The organism is Photobacterium sp. HL06, assembly GCF_059552575.1.
Map to the genome: position 1 here is coordinate 2,419,474 of NZ_CM183914.1, position 17,729 is coordinate 2,437,202.

At 45.6% G+C, this 17,729-nt stretch carries 15 protein-coding genes and 1 pseudogene; 8 read left to right on the top strand and 8 right to left on the bottom strand.

The window, feature by feature from the left end; genetic code table 11:
* Window positions 1-2 precede the first annotated feature (2 nt).
* The 4 genes from AC51G0_RS11165 to AC51G0_RS11180 all read right to left on the bottom strand — a co-directional run bounded on the left by AC51G0_RS11165 (window position 3) and on the right by AC51G0_RS11180 (window position 3,872).
* Window positions 3-560: a TRAP transporter small permease gene (locus AC51G0_RS11165; RefSeq protein ID WP_496298484.1), complete on the bottom strand. Its 558-nt coding sequence runs from the start codon at window positions 558-560 to the stop codon at window positions 3-5.
* Window positions 561-757: 197 nt separating this feature from the next.
* Complete coding sequence (locus AC51G0_RS11170; protein WP_496298485.1) at window positions 758-1,756, bottom strand: TRAP transporter substrate-binding protein; 999 nt, start codon at window positions 1,754-1,756, stop codon at window positions 758-760.
* A gap of 182 nt (window positions 1,757-1,938) precedes the next feature.
* On the bottom strand, window positions 1,939-3,345 hold the full coding sequence (locus tag AC51G0_RS11175) for an NAD(P)/FAD-dependent oxidoreductase (protein ID WP_496301928.1): 1,407 nt from the start codon (window positions 3,343-3,345) through the stop codon (window positions 1,939-1,941).
* Between the two features lie 107 nt (window positions 3,346-3,452).
* The gene (locus tag AC51G0_RS11180) at window positions 3,453-3,872 is read right to left on the bottom strand and encodes a nuclear transport factor 2 family protein (RefSeq protein WP_496298486.1); all 420 of its coding nucleotides are present in this window, start codon (window positions 3,870-3,872) and stop codon (window positions 3,453-3,455) included.
* 633 nt (window positions 3,873-4,505) lie between these two features.
* Here AC51G0_RS11180 and AC51G0_RS11185 point away from each other — a divergent pair.
* On the top strand, window positions 4,506-5,165 hold the full coding sequence (locus AC51G0_RS11185) for a glutathione S-transferase family protein (protein ID WP_496298487.1): 660 nt from the start codon (window positions 4,506-4,508) through the stop codon (window positions 5,163-5,165).
* A 164-nt stretch (window positions 5,166-5,329) separates the two neighbouring features.
* Here AC51G0_RS11185 and AC51G0_RS11190 read toward each other — a convergent pair whose 3' ends face one another.
* Both AC51G0_RS11190 and AC51G0_RS11195 read right to left on the bottom strand, forming a co-directional pair.
* Entirely contained in the window at window positions 5,330-6,748 is a 1,419-nt protein-coding gene (locus AC51G0_RS11190; protein ID WP_496298489.1) for an FAD-binding oxidoreductase, read from the bottom strand.
* 156 nt (window positions 6,749-6,904) lie between these two features.
* On the bottom strand, window positions 6,905-7,312 hold the full coding sequence (locus AC51G0_RS11195) for an ester cyclase (protein ID WP_496298491.1): 408 nt from the start codon (window positions 7,310-7,312) through the stop codon (window positions 6,905-6,907).
* A 298-nt stretch (window positions 7,313-7,610) separates the two neighbouring features.
* Between AC51G0_RS11195 and AC51G0_RS11200 the strand changes: the two genes are divergently transcribed.
* The gene (locus AC51G0_RS11200) at window positions 7,611-7,913 is read left to right on the top strand and encodes a PTS fructose transporter subunit IIB (protein WP_496298492.1); all 303 of its coding nucleotides are present in this window, start codon (window positions 7,611-7,613) and stop codon (window positions 7,911-7,913) included.
* On the top strand, window positions 7,910-8,719 hold the full coding sequence (locus AC51G0_RS11205; RefSeq protein WP_496298494.1) for a PTS sugar transporter subunit IIA: 810 nt from the start codon (window positions 7,910-7,912) through the stop codon (window positions 8,717-8,719). The genes AC51G0_RS11200 and AC51G0_RS11205 overlap by 4 nt, the downstream gene beginning before the upstream one ends.
* On the opposite strand, the gene AC51G0_RS11210 is transcribed toward AC51G0_RS11205, so the two are convergent.
* On the bottom strand, window positions 8,716-9,561 hold the full coding sequence (locus AC51G0_RS11210) for a helix-turn-helix transcriptional regulator (protein WP_496298495.1): 846 nt from the start codon (window positions 9,559-9,561) through the stop codon (window positions 8,716-8,718). The genes AC51G0_RS11205 and AC51G0_RS11210 overlap by 4 nt on opposite strands.
* Before the next feature lie 434 nt (window positions 9,562-9,995).
* Between AC51G0_RS11210 and AC51G0_RS11215 the strand changes: the two genes are divergently transcribed.
* The 4 genes from AC51G0_RS11215 to AC51G0_RS11230 all read left to right on the top strand — a co-directional run bounded on the left by AC51G0_RS11215 (window position 9,996) and on the right by AC51G0_RS11230 (window position 15,545).
* Window positions 9,996-11,897, top strand: a complete 1,902-nt coding sequence (locus AC51G0_RS11215) for a PTS fructose transporter subunit IIABC (protein WP_496298496.1) — start codon at window positions 9,996-9,998, stop codon at window positions 11,895-11,897.
* Between the two features lie 191 nt (window positions 11,898-12,088).
* Window positions 12,089-13,288, top strand: coding sequence for a mannose-6-phosphate isomerase, class I (gene manA / locus AC51G0_RS11220; protein WP_496298497.1), 1,200 nt, complete (start codon window positions 12,089-12,091; stop codon window positions 13,286-13,288).
* Between the two features lie 218 nt (window positions 13,289-13,506).
* Window positions 13,507-13,647, top strand: a complete 141-nt coding sequence (locus AC51G0_RS11225; protein WP_496301929.1) for a hypothetical protein — start codon at window positions 13,507-13,509, stop codon at window positions 13,645-13,647.
* Window positions 13,644-15,545, top strand: a complete 1,902-nt coding sequence (locus tag AC51G0_RS11230; protein ID WP_496298499.1) for a PTS fructose transporter subunit IIABC — start codon at window positions 13,644-13,646, stop codon at window positions 15,543-15,545. The genes AC51G0_RS11225 and AC51G0_RS11230 overlap by 4 nt, the downstream gene beginning before the upstream one ends.
* Here AC51G0_RS11230 and AC51G0_RS11235 read toward each other — a convergent pair.
* Window positions 15,546-16,004 (bottom strand): annotated as a pseudogene (locus tag AC51G0_RS11235) (IS4/Tn5 family transposase DNA-binding protein); the annotation flags it as partial. It lies immediately after the preceding gene.
* Window positions 16,005-16,609: 605 nt separating this feature from the next.
* Here AC51G0_RS11235 and AC51G0_RS11240 point away from each other — a divergent pair.
* Window positions 16,610-17,683: a radical SAM protein gene (locus AC51G0_RS11240; protein WP_496298500.1), complete on the top strand. Its 1,074-nt coding sequence runs from the start codon at window positions 16,610-16,612 to the stop codon at window positions 17,681-17,683.
* Window positions 17,684-17,729 lie beyond the last annotated feature (46 nt).

Consider the following 17,729-nt stretch of genomic DNA (forward strand, 5'->3'; position numbering starts at 1 on the left):
AATTACACCGCTGTTTTTTGGACTTGGAGCTTCTTCATTTTCATCTTGCTGAGCTCTTCCGTTTCGGGATCGACCGCTTCCACACCTTTGAACAACCGTTCATAGTTATTCCACAAGATACGGATCGTCATCAGTGAAAATGCTATAGGAAGGATCAAGTAAAAGTACTTCATCGGAATACCCGTGGTTTGGGATTTCCAGAACAGGTTCATTTTGTTAAACACAAAGTCATAGCTGAGGTAGACAAAATAAAGGTTGAACGCCACCCAAATCATATCGGCGATGGTTTCACTGACCTTGCGAACGATGGGAGGAAAAAACTTAAAATGAAAGCTAACGCGATTATGGGCTGACATTTTCGCTGCCACCACCGCACCAAGATAGGCAAACCAGACGAACATATAGGTCGCCACCTCATCTCCCCAGGGGATCGAGTATTGGAAAAACTGACGTAATAATATTTGCGAAAACAGCAGCACAACAAATACAGCCAGTAGCAAGCAGCATGTGTATTCTTCGATGTTATTCAGGTGCTTTCGGATAGATTGCATTGCAGACATATATCCTCCGGTAAACAACGACCCTTTTACCAACCGTATCTTCAAACCTGAGGGAAGGTATATACAGGTGCAGTTGGGGCCATACGACCTGGCTGCATGCTTTATTTAAACCAGCTTTCTCAAATAAAGCATGCAATCAACAGTGCCTCGGTAAGTGGCTCAGAACATAAGGGCGTTAATTACACCCTTAATACTGACTATCGGCCCAGAGCAGTAAGTGCCTCATTGAGCTTTTCTTTACCGCCAATGCTGGCATAGAACTTAGGCCATACAGCCGTCGTTACTTTTTCAATCCACTCTTGTTCACCATTGGCCGGATCGGTAAATACCATCCCCTTGGCTTCTAGATCGTTGCGGATTTTCTGCTCTGTTGCCTGTAGGAAATTGAAGCTGTGTTCAGTGGCTTCTTTACTGGCGGCCAGAATGGCCTTCTGCATCTCAGGTGATTGCTGCTGGAAGATAGATTCGCTGATAATCAAAGGTTCAAGTGAGAAGATGTAGCGAATATTGGTGACATACTTTTGCACTTCGTTGAACTTCATCGCATGCACTGTAATGTATGGATTGTCCTGCCCGTCGACCACGCCTTGCTGAAGTCCGGTGAACGTCTCTGACCATGCCATCGGCGTCGGGTTGACTCCCCAGGCCTGGTAAGAAGAAATCATGATTTCATTACGTGGAACACGGATCACCAGACCTTTCAAATCTTCGGGCGACTTAATCGGACGTTTGGAATTGGTCAGCACACGGAAACCAGAATAGGCCCAGCCAATGATACGCACACCCGCATCACGAATGGTATTATCCACCAGCTCCTGGCCAATTTCGCCCTGAGTCAGAAGCTTCGCTTCATCAGCACTTTGGATCACATAAGGCATTGTCAGCAGACCGACACTTGGCGAGAAAGGTGTCACGTTATTGATGGCAAGCACCGAAAAATCAAGCAAACCAATTGCCGCATTATTAACAGTGTCCTGCTCGTTGCCTAACTGGCCGTTCGGGAACATATCAACCTTAACGTCACCGCCGGTTTTTTTCTCTAGTAATTCAGTGAATTTAGTACCAAGTTCCCACTGCGTTCCACCTGCGGCATCACCCAGTGCCATCTTAAATGTTTTTGCCATCACCAACGGTGACGCAAAAGCCAAGCTAACAGCTGTGATAAGTGGAATAACTTTGCTTTTCGTGAACATCATAGTAGTAACCTTTTCTATCAATATCGCATCAATCTGTGCGCAGTTTTTAAAGGTGACCTCGGTACTACATTGTCTTGGACAACCAGGGCCATGTTCGCATGTCATCAGTGTTGCTGTTCTCTAAATCCATTCCTCCTGAACGTGGAACGTATATTGATTCTGTTTTGGTCTTGGTGGCTTAGTTACAGCACTTCATCTTGAAGGTGGTACCAGCGGTACAAGAAACGTTGGCCGAAACGGCGAAACGGCGCAAAAGCTTCCGATTCAACCACTTCGCGAATATTCGGGAATGGCAGCTTCGACTGAAAAATCGGTAAGTCCAAATCCTTACCCTCACCAGCAATCCACTGCGCCAGGCGTTTGCCTGCCTGCGCGGAATACATCACCCCGTTACCGCCGTAACCCAGTGCGTAGTAGATAGTTTCTTGAGGATTTGGCTGATAAATACGTGGCATCATGTCATGGCTGACATCCACCCAGCCCCACCAGGAATAATCGACTTGGATGCCATTCAAAGCAGGAAACTTACGAACCAAATCAGCCTTTAGCATCTGTTCGTACTTACTTTCTGGTGCTGCGCGGCCAGTGATTGCACTACGAGTTCCAATTTGTACCCGGTTATCGGGCAACAAGCGGTAATAGTGGCGCAGTACCCGGGTATCGGTGATCACCTGATTGGTACGGAAATTACAGGCATCGAGCTCGGCTTCTGTCAGCGGGCGGGTCACCATAGAGTTCGACAAAATTGGCAGCAGGCGATTTTTCAGCTGCGAGTGCAAACCTTGGGAAGTGTATCCCCCTGTCGCCACACCGACTGCACGAGCCCTTACGATCCCGCCCGGCGTTCTGAGATGGTGTACGCCATTCTTGGTTTCCCAGCCAATAACCGGGCTGGCAGGGTGAACCGTCGCCCCTAGCGCACGCGCTTTTTTCAAATAACCAAACGCAAGCTTACCCGCATGAATACCAATTCCTTCCGGCTCATGCATCGCACCAGCGGCTTCCTCGTCACCGACAAACTGGCGCTTTACTGTGTCTGCATCGAGGATTTGGGCGTCATAGTTAAACGTCTCACGCAGCAACTTGGCTTCTTTTTCCAGTGTCGGCATTACCTTGGCGCGATGGGCAACGTATAGATGGCCACCAGGTTGCGGATCACAATCAATATCCTTGATCAGCCCCTTGAAGGTTTCCATCCCGTCAAGGCATTCCTCGTGCATACGCAGCGCGGTGTCTACTCCCCAACGCTCTATCCATTGCGAACGTTTCAAACGACCGGATGCACATTGGGCCTGTCCCCCATTGCGGGTACTGCACCCCCAACTCGCACGGTTTGCCTCAAGCACCGTTGCCTTAATGCCGTAGTTTTCAGCCAGGAAAATTGCCGTAGTAAGGCCAGTAAAGCCGGAACCAATAATCACCACATCAACGTCAACATCGCTGCTGATCGGCCCATCATCTGCAGGCGGCTCACCAGCCGTATCAACCCAATAGGTCGGCGCATACTCGGCACCATGGCCGGGGGTAGCAGCAACCAGTGGATCATAAGCCGGATCGTAAGCATTCAATGAGGCAGTGGCTTTTTTCACATTGTTAGTTTGCTGCTGGACAGTCTCTGTTCTGTTTTTTTCCGCGAGAGAATTCATTTCAAGCTCCTTAGTGTCAACGTACTAAATATTCGCTATCAACTATCGGCTTAGGATTCACTCTCAAAAAAAGCAGGACGATCTTTACGGAAGGCATTCTTCACCTGAATTTTGCCGTTATTCAATGTGAATACATCCACCATGCGGGCTTCAATTCGACTACCATCAGGCTTGGTGGCACAGAAGGTCGACTCAGACACCGCCCGGTTACCACTGACAAAGTGAACACCATCGAGCCACGCTGCATCAGGGAAGTTCTTCCACACTTGCTGGAAACTTTCTCGAACCGCTTCACGGCCGCTAAAAGTGTTACCCTGCAGATCGGGGCCAGCCGCCGTATGGAAAAGGCAATCATCGGTAACAAAGGTCATTAGTGCATCGATATCGTGGTTATTCCAGGCATCACTAAAGGCTTGTAAAAAATCGACATTGACTTCGTTTTGGTTCTTTTCAGCTGCTTGAACACTCATCTTTATTTCCTTCTAAATTAAAATGTTACAGAGACCAACTCACACCACGGCAAATGTTAAAATTTGGTTAAATGTATCCCTCTGCACACATAGCGTCAAATAGAAATCTCAATAAGCGAGACATTGCGTTTTGTTTTTATGCCTCAGTATTCCTAAACACCATATTGCAGAACAATTCACTACCTAGCTTCAATCTCTCGTGAATAGCATCTATTTACTGACCTTTCGCGACATTAATCACGGTGATAATGGCAACTCATTTTTTCTCTTATCGGGATAATCCTGAACCAGAATCCGGAACCCATCGTCTCGATAACAAAAATTTAACTTAACACTAGACGCGTATTTTCTAACCGTCAACTCAAAACGATAAATTGAAACAAAAAATTCCGAAAAACGATACGGAGCAGTCAAATTTGTGATCTGTAGGTTTCTATTTATGACGGTTTAAGGGCTATTCCTGTACTGTCCCAGAACTGTTCCAGAACTAACTCAGAAATAATTGGCTAGCGATATGTGCTTGTTTGGAAAGTGATAAAAGTGAGTAATAACGCCAAAGTTTGGCCTTAAGATTAAGTTTCGTGTACCATTAGAGGAAGTAACAGCAAGTGGTTAATTTAAAAGGAATTTAACTTGTACAAGCTATACTACTACCCCAATAATGCCAGTCTCGCCCCTCACTTTCTGCTTCATGAAATGCAATTAGACTTTGAGCTACTGCTAGTTGACCGAAAATCAAATAGTCAAAAATCAGCAGAGTATTTAAAACTGAATCCCGCAGGCCGGATACCAACTTTGATTGATGGTGAATTCACACTATTCGAAAGTCCTGCAATTTGTATTCACCTTTGTGAGCAACACCCTGAGAAAGGATTGATTCCAGCATTGGGTAGCAAAGAAAGGCCACTATTCTTTCAATGGCTAACGTATTTGAATAACACGCTACAAGCTGAACTCATGATCCGCTACTACCCGCATAAACATACCGTGGATGAAGGCGCAATTCCGGGCATTATTGAAGCTCAGGATGAGCGTGTTGCGGAGGCCTTGTTGGTTATCGATCAGGCTTTAGCAGGCAAGCAGTATCTTCTTGGCGATAAAATTTCAGCATGTGACTTCTTCTTGTTCATGCTTGCAGAGTGGTCTCTAGGCGTTAAAAAATCACCGCTATCGTTTCCGAACTTAGGTGCTTACCTAAAACGAATGGCTCAATATCCGACAGTTCGTGAGGTTTGTGAGTTTGAAGGGATTGATCTTAGTGTCTTTGAGCTCAATTTCACAGCGGCGAACTAAACAAGGATCAGTTTTTTCCAGCTCAGAATTGGTCTATATACAATAGTGCTATGCGAAGGAGACAGTATGCAGCTAGGCGTTCAACTCTATGCTTTTGATAAAGAAGCTGTTCAAAATAATCCTGACTTTATTTTTAGACGCTTAGCGTTCTTGGCTCACCAACCTCAGCGGGGTTTTATATTACGGTTAGTGCGAAATATATTATCAGGGTCCCATTTAGCCTTAACCTCCGATAGGCGTTTTAGCCCCTTGCCCAAGGCTGCCTCAATTCTTTCTGGGCCTTCGTCTTCAGCAAGGAAGTTGATATAGGTACCTCCTGTCGAAAAGGACTTCATATCATTCCAAGCCTGTCGTGCCCACTCGATATTCGCCTGATCCTCATTTTCACTTTCCCATGATCCTGCAATGTTGAGTACATAGTTAGCGTCGCGATTTCCAACTGGAGAGTGGGCATCTTCCCGACCGTTAAGAGCACCTGCAATATGGAAAAGAATGACAGCAGAATGTGGCGATGGAATGCTATCGGCGTGCTCTATAGCCTTATCACATAAACTCTCTTCTACAGCTGGAAGGTATTCACTCTTCCAATAGTAGCGTCGCCCCTTGGGTTGAGTGGCATCAAGCAAAGACTGCAACTGCGTATACGGCCTACGCATCAAAATATCACCGACAGGCTCACCCAATGATTTAATAGGAGCCACAATTTCTTCACCCTGCTCTGGATCCCCGCTATAGCAGGTAAGCATAATCACAACCGGTTTGCCATGGTATTCCTTGGGTAGCCACGGTGCGGGAGGTGCCGGGCGCATTAATATTGCTAGGGTTAGCTCCGGAGGGGCATTTTCTGTGATCTCGCGATATAGCTTCAGCACCCTGTGGGCTTCGCTAGCAGGCCAAGCCACAGGACCTCCGACAATCTCGGTTCCCACGGGGTAAAGTTTGTAATCGATGCTGGTTACTACACCAAAATTTCCGCCCCCGCCCCTTAGTCCCCAAAAGAGATCAGTGTTTTCTTCATTACTGGCATGAACCAATCTGCCCTCGGCAGTCACCACATCCACACCCACTACGTTGTCCGATGCCCATCCCCAGCGTCGGGTCAGGTAACCAAAGCCGCCTCCCAAGGTTAGGCCGGCTATACCGGTAAGTGACACAAAACCCAGTACAGCAGCTAGATTGTGTACTTGTGTTTCACGATCCACATCGCCGAGTAAACAACCCGCTTGGGCATGAGCGACTTTTTCATTTGTATCAACCCAAACACCTCGCATCAATGACATATCAAGCATCATGGCCCCGTCGGTTGTAGCCAGGCCCGCTATATTATGCCCTCCTCCTTTGATACAGAGCAGCAAATCATGTTCACGTCCAAACTGTACGCATGCAATCACATCACTCACGCCGATGCACCGCACCACAAAAGCGGGATTCTGATCTATCATCGCATTCCAGACAGTGCGGGATTCTTCGTACTCAGCATCACTGGGAAAGATCATTGGCCCGCTTAACTGTGATTTCAATCTATCTAGCACTTCCGGAGCTAGGTATGCCTCAGAGCCGCTTAGTGTTTTAACTTTCAACATGATTCATCCCCGGATTATTGCCCTCTTTCGATGGTACTCTAAGGGATAGCAGCGACCCGGCGTTTGCGCCACTAAGCTTACTAATGGTTATATCGGGGAAATACGAAATACTATGGGTTCTAATTTCTTTGTTCGATAAATCCAATCAGGGCGAAATCAAATGATACCGAGTTGTTGCAACATCCCCATTTGATCCCATTGCTCCCAACGTTCAACGACTTGTTCCCCTTCTACAATATCTAAAATCAGCCCTTCGAACTGCGCCCGCTTTCCTGTGGGCTGGGAATCACCTAGAGGCCCAGTGTGCGTTCCTTCTGCCAACCATCTTGTCGCGACTTTATTACCAGAGACAATCTGGTCTTCCACCGTTATCTGTAAATCCGGGAATGCGGTCAATAGGCCACCGACCAACTCTTTGAATGCCGCAACCGAAAGATTTGGATCAGGTGCTCCCGCTATGTGGATAACACAGTTTGGCGCGAAGGCTTCATCCGCAACCGAAACATCTCCCCGATTCAGCCCTTCAATCCATATTTGCTCGTACTTGGTGACAGTTAGAGTCATTTTTATCTCCTGTCTGGGGTTGATTAGTAATGTGTGAACGGTTCATTAAGATAAAACTGCGGTGTTCATGCATAGTAAAGGTATAGACTAATGCCTGAAAAAGTTCACAACGTAATCCATCTTGATGCTCGATACGGAATAACAGTGATTCTGCCACTGCGGCCCGGAAAGCGAACATCATGTAAGATTTGATAACACCCTACTTCCCCAATCAAAGTTAGTTTTACCTGCCTTGTGACTTGACTATCTACCCTGAATCGAGACAATCACTTAAAACAACGTTAACCACAGAGATATTATGAAAATTGTTGCTGTTACTGCCTGTCCAACTGGGATTGCACATACTTATATGGCAGCGGATGCGCTAAAGAAAGCGGCACAGCAGATAGGCATTCAGATCACGGTTGAAACACAGGGAGCGATGGGTATCGAGAACCAGCTTAGTTTTCAAGATATTGGCCGTGCTGATGTGATACTGATTGCCTCAGATATTGAGATCGAACACCGAGCCCGATTTACGGGCAGCGTAATCCACTGTGTCACGATTGAAGAAGTATTGACAGATGCCACAAGTGTACTGGCTCGTTGCCAAGAGCTATGATTGAGCGACGTATTACTTTCATCATTGGTGATGAAGGGATTCCTGCCTGGAAATTGAACCAGCTGAAAATGCTTGCGGGTTACTTTCGTGCTGTGGTCGTGATGTTAAATGTCACCCACCTACGTCAAGCCAATGTTGAGCAGACTATCCATATGATGAGCCTGGGGTGTAAACCGGGAGATTTATGCCAACTGCTTGTTGAAGGGTCCGATGCCGAACTGGCCTGTATGGTGTTCACCGATTTTCTTGCCGAACAATTTATGCTGGTGAAGACCAGTGGTAAGAAAAATAACCGTAATGCCTGTTGTGTCGATAGCAGTGATGAGGATAACAGTACCTTTTATTTGCCCTTCGATATGAAATTTACTAGCCAGGGTTTGGTTGGTGATGAATGCGTAAACGAAGACAAACCTGCACTTCTTGCTCAATTGTGTAACATGCTTAATATTAAAAAATCAGCATTGTTACTGGATCTCATGCTCAAACGGGAAGCAGTATCGTCGACAGTAATGGGAAATGGTATTGCTTTGCCACATGTAATGTCAGCAGAAATTGAAGAGCCTGCCATGGCGATGATCCAAACCATGCAGCCGGTAGAATGGGAGTCAAATCGAGGCCCTGCAACACGGTTGATAGCGATGATATTACCTGCACCAGCACAACGCCCGCACATTCAGGCATTTGCCCACTTTTCTAAATCCCTACTGGATCCTGATTTTTGTCAATTGCTAACTGACAACACTGAATCGGAAGCACTTAAAGCGATAATCCTCCACACCTTATCTCGCCCGTTTCATACTGACTAGACCGAGCTGCGGTACTCTGATGGTGTTAAACCAGTTTTGTTCTTAAAAACCCGGTAAAAATAGTTCACGTCCTGAAAACCACAGCGGAGCGCCACTTCATGTAGCCGGAAAGAGTACTTCTTTAACATGAATTTGGCGCGATCGATCCTTACCCAGATAATATAATCAGCTAATCGCATATGCCCTTGCTGTCGGAACAGCCGTGACAGGTGATTTGGGGTGATATTAAAGCGTCTGGCAATTGTTTCTCGGCTGATTGGCCGATGAAAATTTTCTTGAATAAAAATACAGATCCCCTGATAGAGGTTTTCACTTCGTTTCTTTGCTGAAGTAGTCGGTATAGATAACATGCTTCGGCAATAGCTCATTAATGCCAGTAACAGATATTCATCCATCGGCTGTTGCAGGGGCTCTTTAGACAGTGCATTGAGTGCGGCTAGAATATTGTCGATAGCATGGCCGGTACGGGTTTGAATGCTTAGCTTCTGGATATCGTGAAAAGCTTCTTGATCTTTGGCTTTGCTGACTAGGCTAAAGCCAAGCTGACGGCGGCCAAACAGCAAGCTCAACACTGAGCAGTCAGTATCCCAATTGGGTTTGTTCCAACTATTGGGTGGAATGAAGATCGCATCTCCGGCCATGATTTTCACTTCGGCAATACCGTGATCCGGATCTTCTATTTCATTAATGTATTCACCACTGATCACCAGTTCCAGCCGTGGAAAGTTGACTTGGTAACTAAATGGAGGCGGCGTTACTTGATCCCCGGCAAACCAAATGCGGTTGAAATGCTCCCGCTCTGAAAGCAGGGTATCGATGAGATCGTGAAAAACTTGGCTCATGGTTATTGCGCTCTATTCGAATCTGTCTGTCCAGTAAATATTGTTGGCAGTATTCTTCACCTCACCGCCTGATGCCATCAAAGTTACCTACATGGGTAAATATTCGTGAACCGCATCACGCTTAACAGCATCATCATTGGTTACTTATATCTAGTTTCAGCTATTTTCTAACAATTGTTCCCTGCATAAAAAGCACTCAAAAACACTTATCAGACACACATTCAACCCAATGATTTATAAGCATTAATATCACGTAGCTTCTATAGCGTTCATTATGTAATCTATATGAGAGTTAGATCACATTACAATACCCATGTTACAAATATCCAGTAAATGCCTCTCTGGTACACTACAAGAATAACTCCCTGGCGCTCAAAATATATTCAACGGCAACACGATTGCCGTACTTAAAAAAATATCCGGGGGTAACACTCATGATCACCAATTTAATTAATGAAAAACTCATCTGCCTGAATCTTCAGGCCACAACCAAAGAAGAGGTTTTTGTTGAAATGATCGACATGCTGCACAAGCAAGGTCGTATTCACAACAAAACCCAGTTTCTGGCTGATATCCATGCACGTGAAGAATTAGGCAACACAGGTTTTGAAGAAGGCGTCGCCCTACCTCATGCCAAAAGTGCTGCCGTTGCTCAGCCTGCTGTTGCTATAGGTATTAGCCGTAGCGGTATCGAATACGGCGCCGAAGACGGCCTGCCTTCAAAACTCTTTTTCATGATTGCCTCGCCAGATGGCGGTGCAAATCACCATATCGATGTGTTGGCAGAACTTTCTTCAAAACTGATTGAAGACGGTTTTATTGATGCCTTTATGGCAGCGAAAAATGAACAGAATGCACTAAATCTGTTATTGGAAAAAACAGAAGCTAATGACGATCTTCCTGTGGCTGATAAAGGCCTGCTGATTGGTGTGACCGGCTGTCCTGCTGGAGTTGCACATACATACCTAGCCGCAGAGGCGCTAGAAAAAGCGGCGGCTGAGCTCGGTTACGAAATCAAAGTAGAAACCAACGGCTCTATCGGGGTGAAGAACTGTCCGACAGCTGAAGAGATTGAACGTGCTGAAGCCATTATTGTCAGCTGCGATAAGCAGGTTGATATGGCACGTTTTGCTGGTAAGAAGCTGGTAAAAACCGGGGTGAAAGCGCCGATTAAAGATGGCAAAGGGCTGATCAACCAAGCACTTCAAGCGACACCTTATCAGGCATCGGGCGATAATGCTTCGGCGCAGACAGAAAGCAAAGTGTCTCAGGCGCGTTCTGATTTGTATCGCTTTCTGATGAATGGCGTATCACACATGATCCCCTTCGTGGTAACCGGTGGTCTGCTGATTGCGCTTGCGCTGGCCATTGGCGGTGAACCAACAGAAGCCGGAATGGCGATCCCACCTGGTAGTTTGTGGAATAAAGTACTCGATGTGGGCGTTGTTGCTTTTACGCTGATGATCCCAATTCTGGCGGGTTACATTGCCTACGCGATCGCTGATCGCCCTGCACTGGCACCGGGCCTGATTGGTGGCTGGATAGCTAACAACGGCTCTTTCTATGGGGCTGAAGCGGGTACCGGCTTTATTGGTGCCATTATTGCGGGCTTGTTAGTTGGTTACTTCGTTAAATGGGTGGTTAGCCAAAATTACCACAAGTTCATTCAACCCTTAGTGCCGATCATGATTGCACCAATTGCGGGTAGCCTGTTTATCTCTAGCTTGTTCATCTTTGTTATCGGTACACCGATTGCCAGCTTAATGGAGGGCCTGAACGCTATGCTAACCAGCATGAGCACGGGTAACGTTGTTCTGCTTGGTATCGTATTAGGTGGCATGGCTGGTTTTGATATGGGGGGTCCATTCAACAAAGTCGCCTTCCTGTTCTCTGTCGGCATGATTGCCAGCGGTCAGACTCAATTCATGGGGGCGATGGCATGTGCAATTCCGGTTGCTCCTTTAGGCATGGGCCTGGCGACCATTATGGGTCGTAAATTGAATATCTTTGAAAAATCTGAAGTCGAAGCCGGTAAAGCTGCCAGTGCAATGGGGCTGGTTGGTATATCTGAAGGTGCAATCCCATTTGCTGCACAAGATCCTGTGTCTGTCATTCCAGCTAACGTACTTGGCTCAATGGTTGCGGCAGTCATGGCGTTCTCGTTCGGAATCACCAACAGTGTGGCACACGGTGGCCCTGTGGTGGCGCTACTCGGTGCGATGAACAAACCGTTAATGGCTATCGTATGTATGCTTGCCGGTACTGTAGTAACTGCCCTGGTTGCTATTTCTCTGAAGAAAATGCGACAGCCTAAAGTAGAGGCTGCTCTAGCATAACCCGTCATTGAGAAAATAAGTAAAACAGCGCCAATGCACTGAGTAAACAAACTCACTTCCCCTGCTTGGCGCTTAACCTCCCTCCTTAACAGGAGGGAGATTTCCATCAGCGATAAGACTATCCAGTTACCTGCTACTGCTCTCATAAGTAACACATATCGCTGAAACCTGTAAAAATGAAAGGTAAGATCATGGCCGTTTCAACTTCTCCCTGTTTGTTCCGCATGCACAACGTTACCCAGGATTACGCATGGGGCAGCACAACATCAATTGAATCTCTATTTGGTATCGCCAACCCTGAAGGCAAACCTCAAGCTGAAATCTGGATGGGTGCTCATCCAAGTGGTTGCTCACAAATTAATGTTGCAGGTAAAGCAACACGTTTGGCAGATTTTATAGCAATAAACAAAGCTACTATTATTGGCGGGGCAACTGACAAGCAGTTTGGTGAATTACCTTATCTGTTTAAAGTTCTGGCAGCAGACAAAGCCTTGTCTATTCAGGTTCATCCAAACAAAGCGCAGGCAGAAGCCGGTTTTGCGAAAGAGGAAGAAGCCGGTATTCCGCTAAGCGCTGGTCACCGTAATTTTAAGGATCCGAACCACAAACCGGAGCTGGTCTACGCATTGACGTCATACCAGGCTATGAACGGTTTCCGTGAATTTGCGGAAATTATTACGCTCTTCCGTGCTCTGGATATTTCTGATTTGCATCAGCTGGTTACCACATTGGAAAATAACCCAAGTGAAGAGGGCTTAGGTCAGTTTTTCGAAGCCATGCTGTCATTGCAGGGAGAAACGAAAGGCACAGCGGTGAATGCCTTATTAGCTTATGCCGAGCTGCACAAAGATGACCAACTGTTTGCCTTAATCCTTGATCTTGCACAGCAGTATCCGGGGGATATTGGCCTGTTTTCACCCTTAATGCTGAATGTGCTCACTCTACAGCCAGGTGAAGCCATGTTCCTTGAGGCTTGTACGCCGCATGCTTATATCAAAGGCACCGGCCTTGAGATCATGGCGAACTCCGACAATGTACTTCGAGCGGGCCTAACACCTAAACATATGGATATTTCTGAGTTGGTAGCAAGTACTTGCTTTGTTCCAATGCCAACAGATACCTTATTGCTTGCTCCAGAACAGATTGAAGGTGGCCTTCACTACCCAATACCGGTACCTGACTTTAAGTTCAGTGTTTACCAGAACCAACAAGGTACAAAACTCACCACAGCAAGTGCAGAAATTCTGCTGGCGATCGATGCATCACTAACTGTAAATCACAGTAATGGCGAGACACTGACTATTGAAAAAGGTGAGTCAGTATTCATACCTGCTTATGCCGGTAACTACACAGCAAGCTCGACAGGCCGATTTGCTCGCGCTTATAACTAATGTGGCTCGTAGATATGTAGCCAATGACAAAGCCCGATGCTCTTGCGTCGGGCTTTCATGATCACCCAGCAAAGCTGGCAGGCACATCTGGTTGTTTATTCCAGCCTTAACCTCTATATAATTGAATACTGTTTCGAAAGTAATATTGATATCATACCAAGCGTAATGGCACCGCATTCTTATAATCAGTATCAGTGTCTGAAAAAGCACTTAATATCATGGCTACTGGAGACAAAACGCCACACAATAATGTCGAATACTTATTGTTAAAATTAGTGACATGTTGTGGCGGTTCTTGGATGGTGTCACCAAAACTTATCAAGAAGCGAAACTGGAATGAACTCGGGAATCTCTCATGATCTCCAATTTGATTAATGAAAAGCTCATCTGCCTGAATCTTCAGGCTACGACCAAAAAAGATGTCTTTGTTGAAATGACCGACATGCTGTACAAGCAAGGTCGCATTCACGACAAAGTCCAGTTTCTAGCTGATATCTATGCACGTGAAGAATTAGGCAATACAGGTTTTGAAGGGGGAATCGCCATACCTCATACCAAAAGTGGCGCTGTTGCTGAACCTGCTGTCGCCATCGGTATCAGCCGTAGCGGCATTGAGTACGGTGCCGAAGACGGCCTGCCTTCAAAACTCTTTTTCATGATTGCCTCGCCAGATGGCGGTGCAGATCATCATATCGAAGTGTTAGCTGTACTTTCTTCAAAACTGGTTGAAGATGGTTTCATTGATGCCTTCATTACAGCAAAAAATGAACAGAATGCACTGAACCTATTAATGGGAAAAACAGAAACCAATAAAGCTATGCCTATAGCTAATAAAGGCCTGCTGATTGGTGTAACAGGCTGTCCTGCTGGAGTTGCGCACACATATCTAGCCGCAGAGGCGCTAGAAAAAGCGGCTACTGAGCTCGGTTACGAAATCAAAGTAGAAACCAACGGCTCTATCGGGGTGAAGAACAGCCCGACTGACGAAGAAATCGAACGAGCAGAAGCCATTATTGTCAGCTGTGACAAGCAGGTTGATATGGCACGTTTTTCCGGTAAGAAGCTGGTAGAAACTGGTGTGAGAGCGCCTATCAAAGATGGTAAGGGGCTGATCAACCAAGCACTTCAAGCGATACCTTATCAGGCATCGGGCGATGACGCTTCGCCCCAAACGGAAAGCAAAGTATCTCAGACGCGTTCTGATTTATATCGCTTCCTAATGAATGGCGTATCACACATGATCCCTTTCGTGGTAACCGGTGGTTTGTTGATTGCACTTGCACTGGCAATAGGTGGCGAGCCAACTGAAGCCGGGATGGCGATCCCTGCTGACAGCATTTGGCAGAAAGTGCTCGATGTAGGTGTTGTTGCCTTTACGTTGATGATCCCGATTTTAGCTGGCTACATTGCCTATGCGATCGCTGATCGTCCGGCGCTAGCACCAGGTCTGATTGGTGGCTGGATAGCTAACAACGGCTCTTTCTATGGGGTTGAAGCGGGTACCGGCTTTATTGGTGCCATCATTGCCGGCTTGTTGGTCGGTTACTTCGTTAAGTGGCTGGTTAGCCTTAGGTATCATAAGACTATCCAACCACTGGTGCCAATCATGATTGCACCAATTGTGGGTAGCTTGTTTATCTCTAGCCTGTTCATTTTTGTTATCGGTACACCGATGGCAAGCCTAATGGATGGCCTGAACGCCATGTTAACCAACATGAGCACAGGTAACGTGGTTTTGCTTGGTATTGTACTGGGTGGTATGACTGGCTTTGATATGGGGGGGCCATTCAACAAGGTCGCCTTCCTGTTCTCTGTCGGTATGCTCGCCAGTGGTCAGGCTCAATTTATGGGTGCAATGGCGTGTGCGATTCCGGTAGCACCTCTAGGCATGGGCCTGGCGACTGTTCTTGGCCGCAAGTTGGGTATCTTTGAAGAGTCTGAAATTGAAGCCGGTAAACCTGCCAGTGCGATGGGGCTGGTTGGTATCTCAGAAGGTGCGATCCCATTTGCAGCGCAAGATCCACTCTCTGTTATTCCTGCAAACGTTGTTGGTTCAATGGTTGCAGCTGTCATGGCGTTCACTTTGGGTATCACCAACAGCGTCGCACACGGTGGTCCAGTAGTCGCGCTACTTGGTGCAATGAATAAACCGTTCATGGCTATCGTATGTATGATTGCTGGCGCTGTTGTGACTGCTCTGGTTGCTATTTCTCTTAAGAAGTTGGGTAATAATGTAATGAACCATCCCACTCTATAACTTACCTCGAGTCTTGATATCTCTTGTCCATCGAAGTTGATCAATCAAGCCGACAACCTGCTGGGATTGAGGTGAAAAAAGGAGAACAGAATGGGCATAAAGGCCACGAGTTCTGTTGCCTGAGTTCACATGCCCAAGCTCATCTTTTACGGCTTGATGGGCATAGCTCAGCGAGGTCGTATCTTCAAGAGCTAACAGTAAATCATGGTGCTGAGCTTCTTGTATCGTAGCCTGAAAGCCTGCTTCTGCAATGGCATTACAATCAATGTGTTCGTTACGAATTAAACGGTAAGCGCCTTCAATATCGGCAGGTGATTGGCATGATTTCACTAGTGACTTCCCTGTGTGTTGTGCAAGATTCGCGGCCACTTGTACTAGTCGTTTCGTCCGTCTCGGATCGCCTAAATTAGCGTGCCCAAAAAGTGATTGGGCCCAATGATGTGGTGTGGGGAAAAACATGATGACCGTCCTTGGTGAAATAACAAAGGATCAGATCGTGATATCAAAAGGAAGTTCAAAAAAATCCCCTGCCGGTTGGCAGGGGATTTATGTATAAGAGACAGGTACACATTGGCCTTTGAAGCTAAACAGGGTGGAAGATAATAATGACAAGGAATATTACTAATTTACAAGAAAAGAAGCATTGTAAATCAATGCCTTAATTATAGTTGGTCTATATACGCCGACTCATGCAAGCGAAGTAGAGCTGTTTTTCTAATAACATCATAAGTATTTTCATTGATTATTTTATAAATGTGACTTTACCTTAAAGTATGCGACCAGCTTCATATAACTGAAGCGAGAGTGTTTAATTAAAACTCAAAACTGGTAAACATACTGTGGCTTGTCAATGAGGCTTTCAAGGCTCATAACAATCGCTATATATTTTATTAATAAGTAATTAAGGAAAATTCTCATGAAATACCAAACTCCAAAATCAAGCCCAGCAATATCTGAACGCTCAACTTGCTTCAAGCCAGTAGAGAAGAAAACAAAATAGTATCTAAACTATTTCATTTGAGGTGGAGATTGATCTTTCCACCTATTAATACCAGTATTTGCATATGAATATAAAATATATTCTCAATGAAGAGAAACAAACTCTTACTTGCCTTAAGAAAATTTCAACCACTGAGCTTAATATTACTGCTGTGACCTTGATAAAGGAGGCTGTGATTAATGGTCGCTCAATTGATGAGTTGGCTAAAGAGTTCGAAGTTGAGGCGGATGTTGTAAGAACTGACTTCGATGCTTTGATGTCAGATCTTATTCAAAAGGGTTTTGAACTGACAAAAGCCAATCTAATTTGTGCCAAATTTAACGAGCTGAACTTAGAAGAGTATTGGAGCCCAACTATTCCAATTGTTCATATTATTCAAAATTGTAATAGTCCTTGTGTCATTTGTGACTGCTGGAAAGCAAAGAAAAATTATCATGACATTGGTGTGCTCAAGGATACTTTCGAGTTACTTGCAGACAAGGGAGCACATTCTGTAATGATCTCAGGTGGAGAGCCATTGCTTCACCCTCAACTCAAAGAAGTTTTGGCTACCGCTAAAAGTTATAACCTTGACATTGAGCTGAATACTAACGGAATCCTGCTCCACAAATATGATTGGGTAGCGCACTTCGGAATTAAAGAAATCATTATCTCGATGGATGGAATTGATGCTGATTCATATAAGCTCATTCGAGGAACGAATAAGTTTGAAAAAGTTTGGAGCAATATTGAACGAGTTAAGTCCCTTAACCCAAACCAGAATGTAGGTATCCGAACTACTTTAACAAGCGTGGTCACTCGTAATCTGCTTGAGTATCTTGAACTCATAGACCGAAGCCCGATTGATTACGTTGGGTTTAGTCCATTAGATTGTGACTCGACTAGCTTTTCCCGTGACAGTATGACAATTGATGTAGCTAATCAACTGAAGGTAAACTTACTTCCTAATAGAAATGAGTGCACGAATCTTTTCTCAAGGTTAACTGATTATAACTCTTCACTTTATCAGAAAATATCTGAAATGTACTCTCTCGGTAAGATTGACTGGAATGCTGACAAGTTCATTGATTGCCTGAAATTCTATACGAATAGCTCCAGTGATAGAATACGTTCACCTGAGCATGTAACTTTCCATTAATCTCACTGCTTGTAGATTACGATGGTTCGCTGAAGAACTGCTTCTA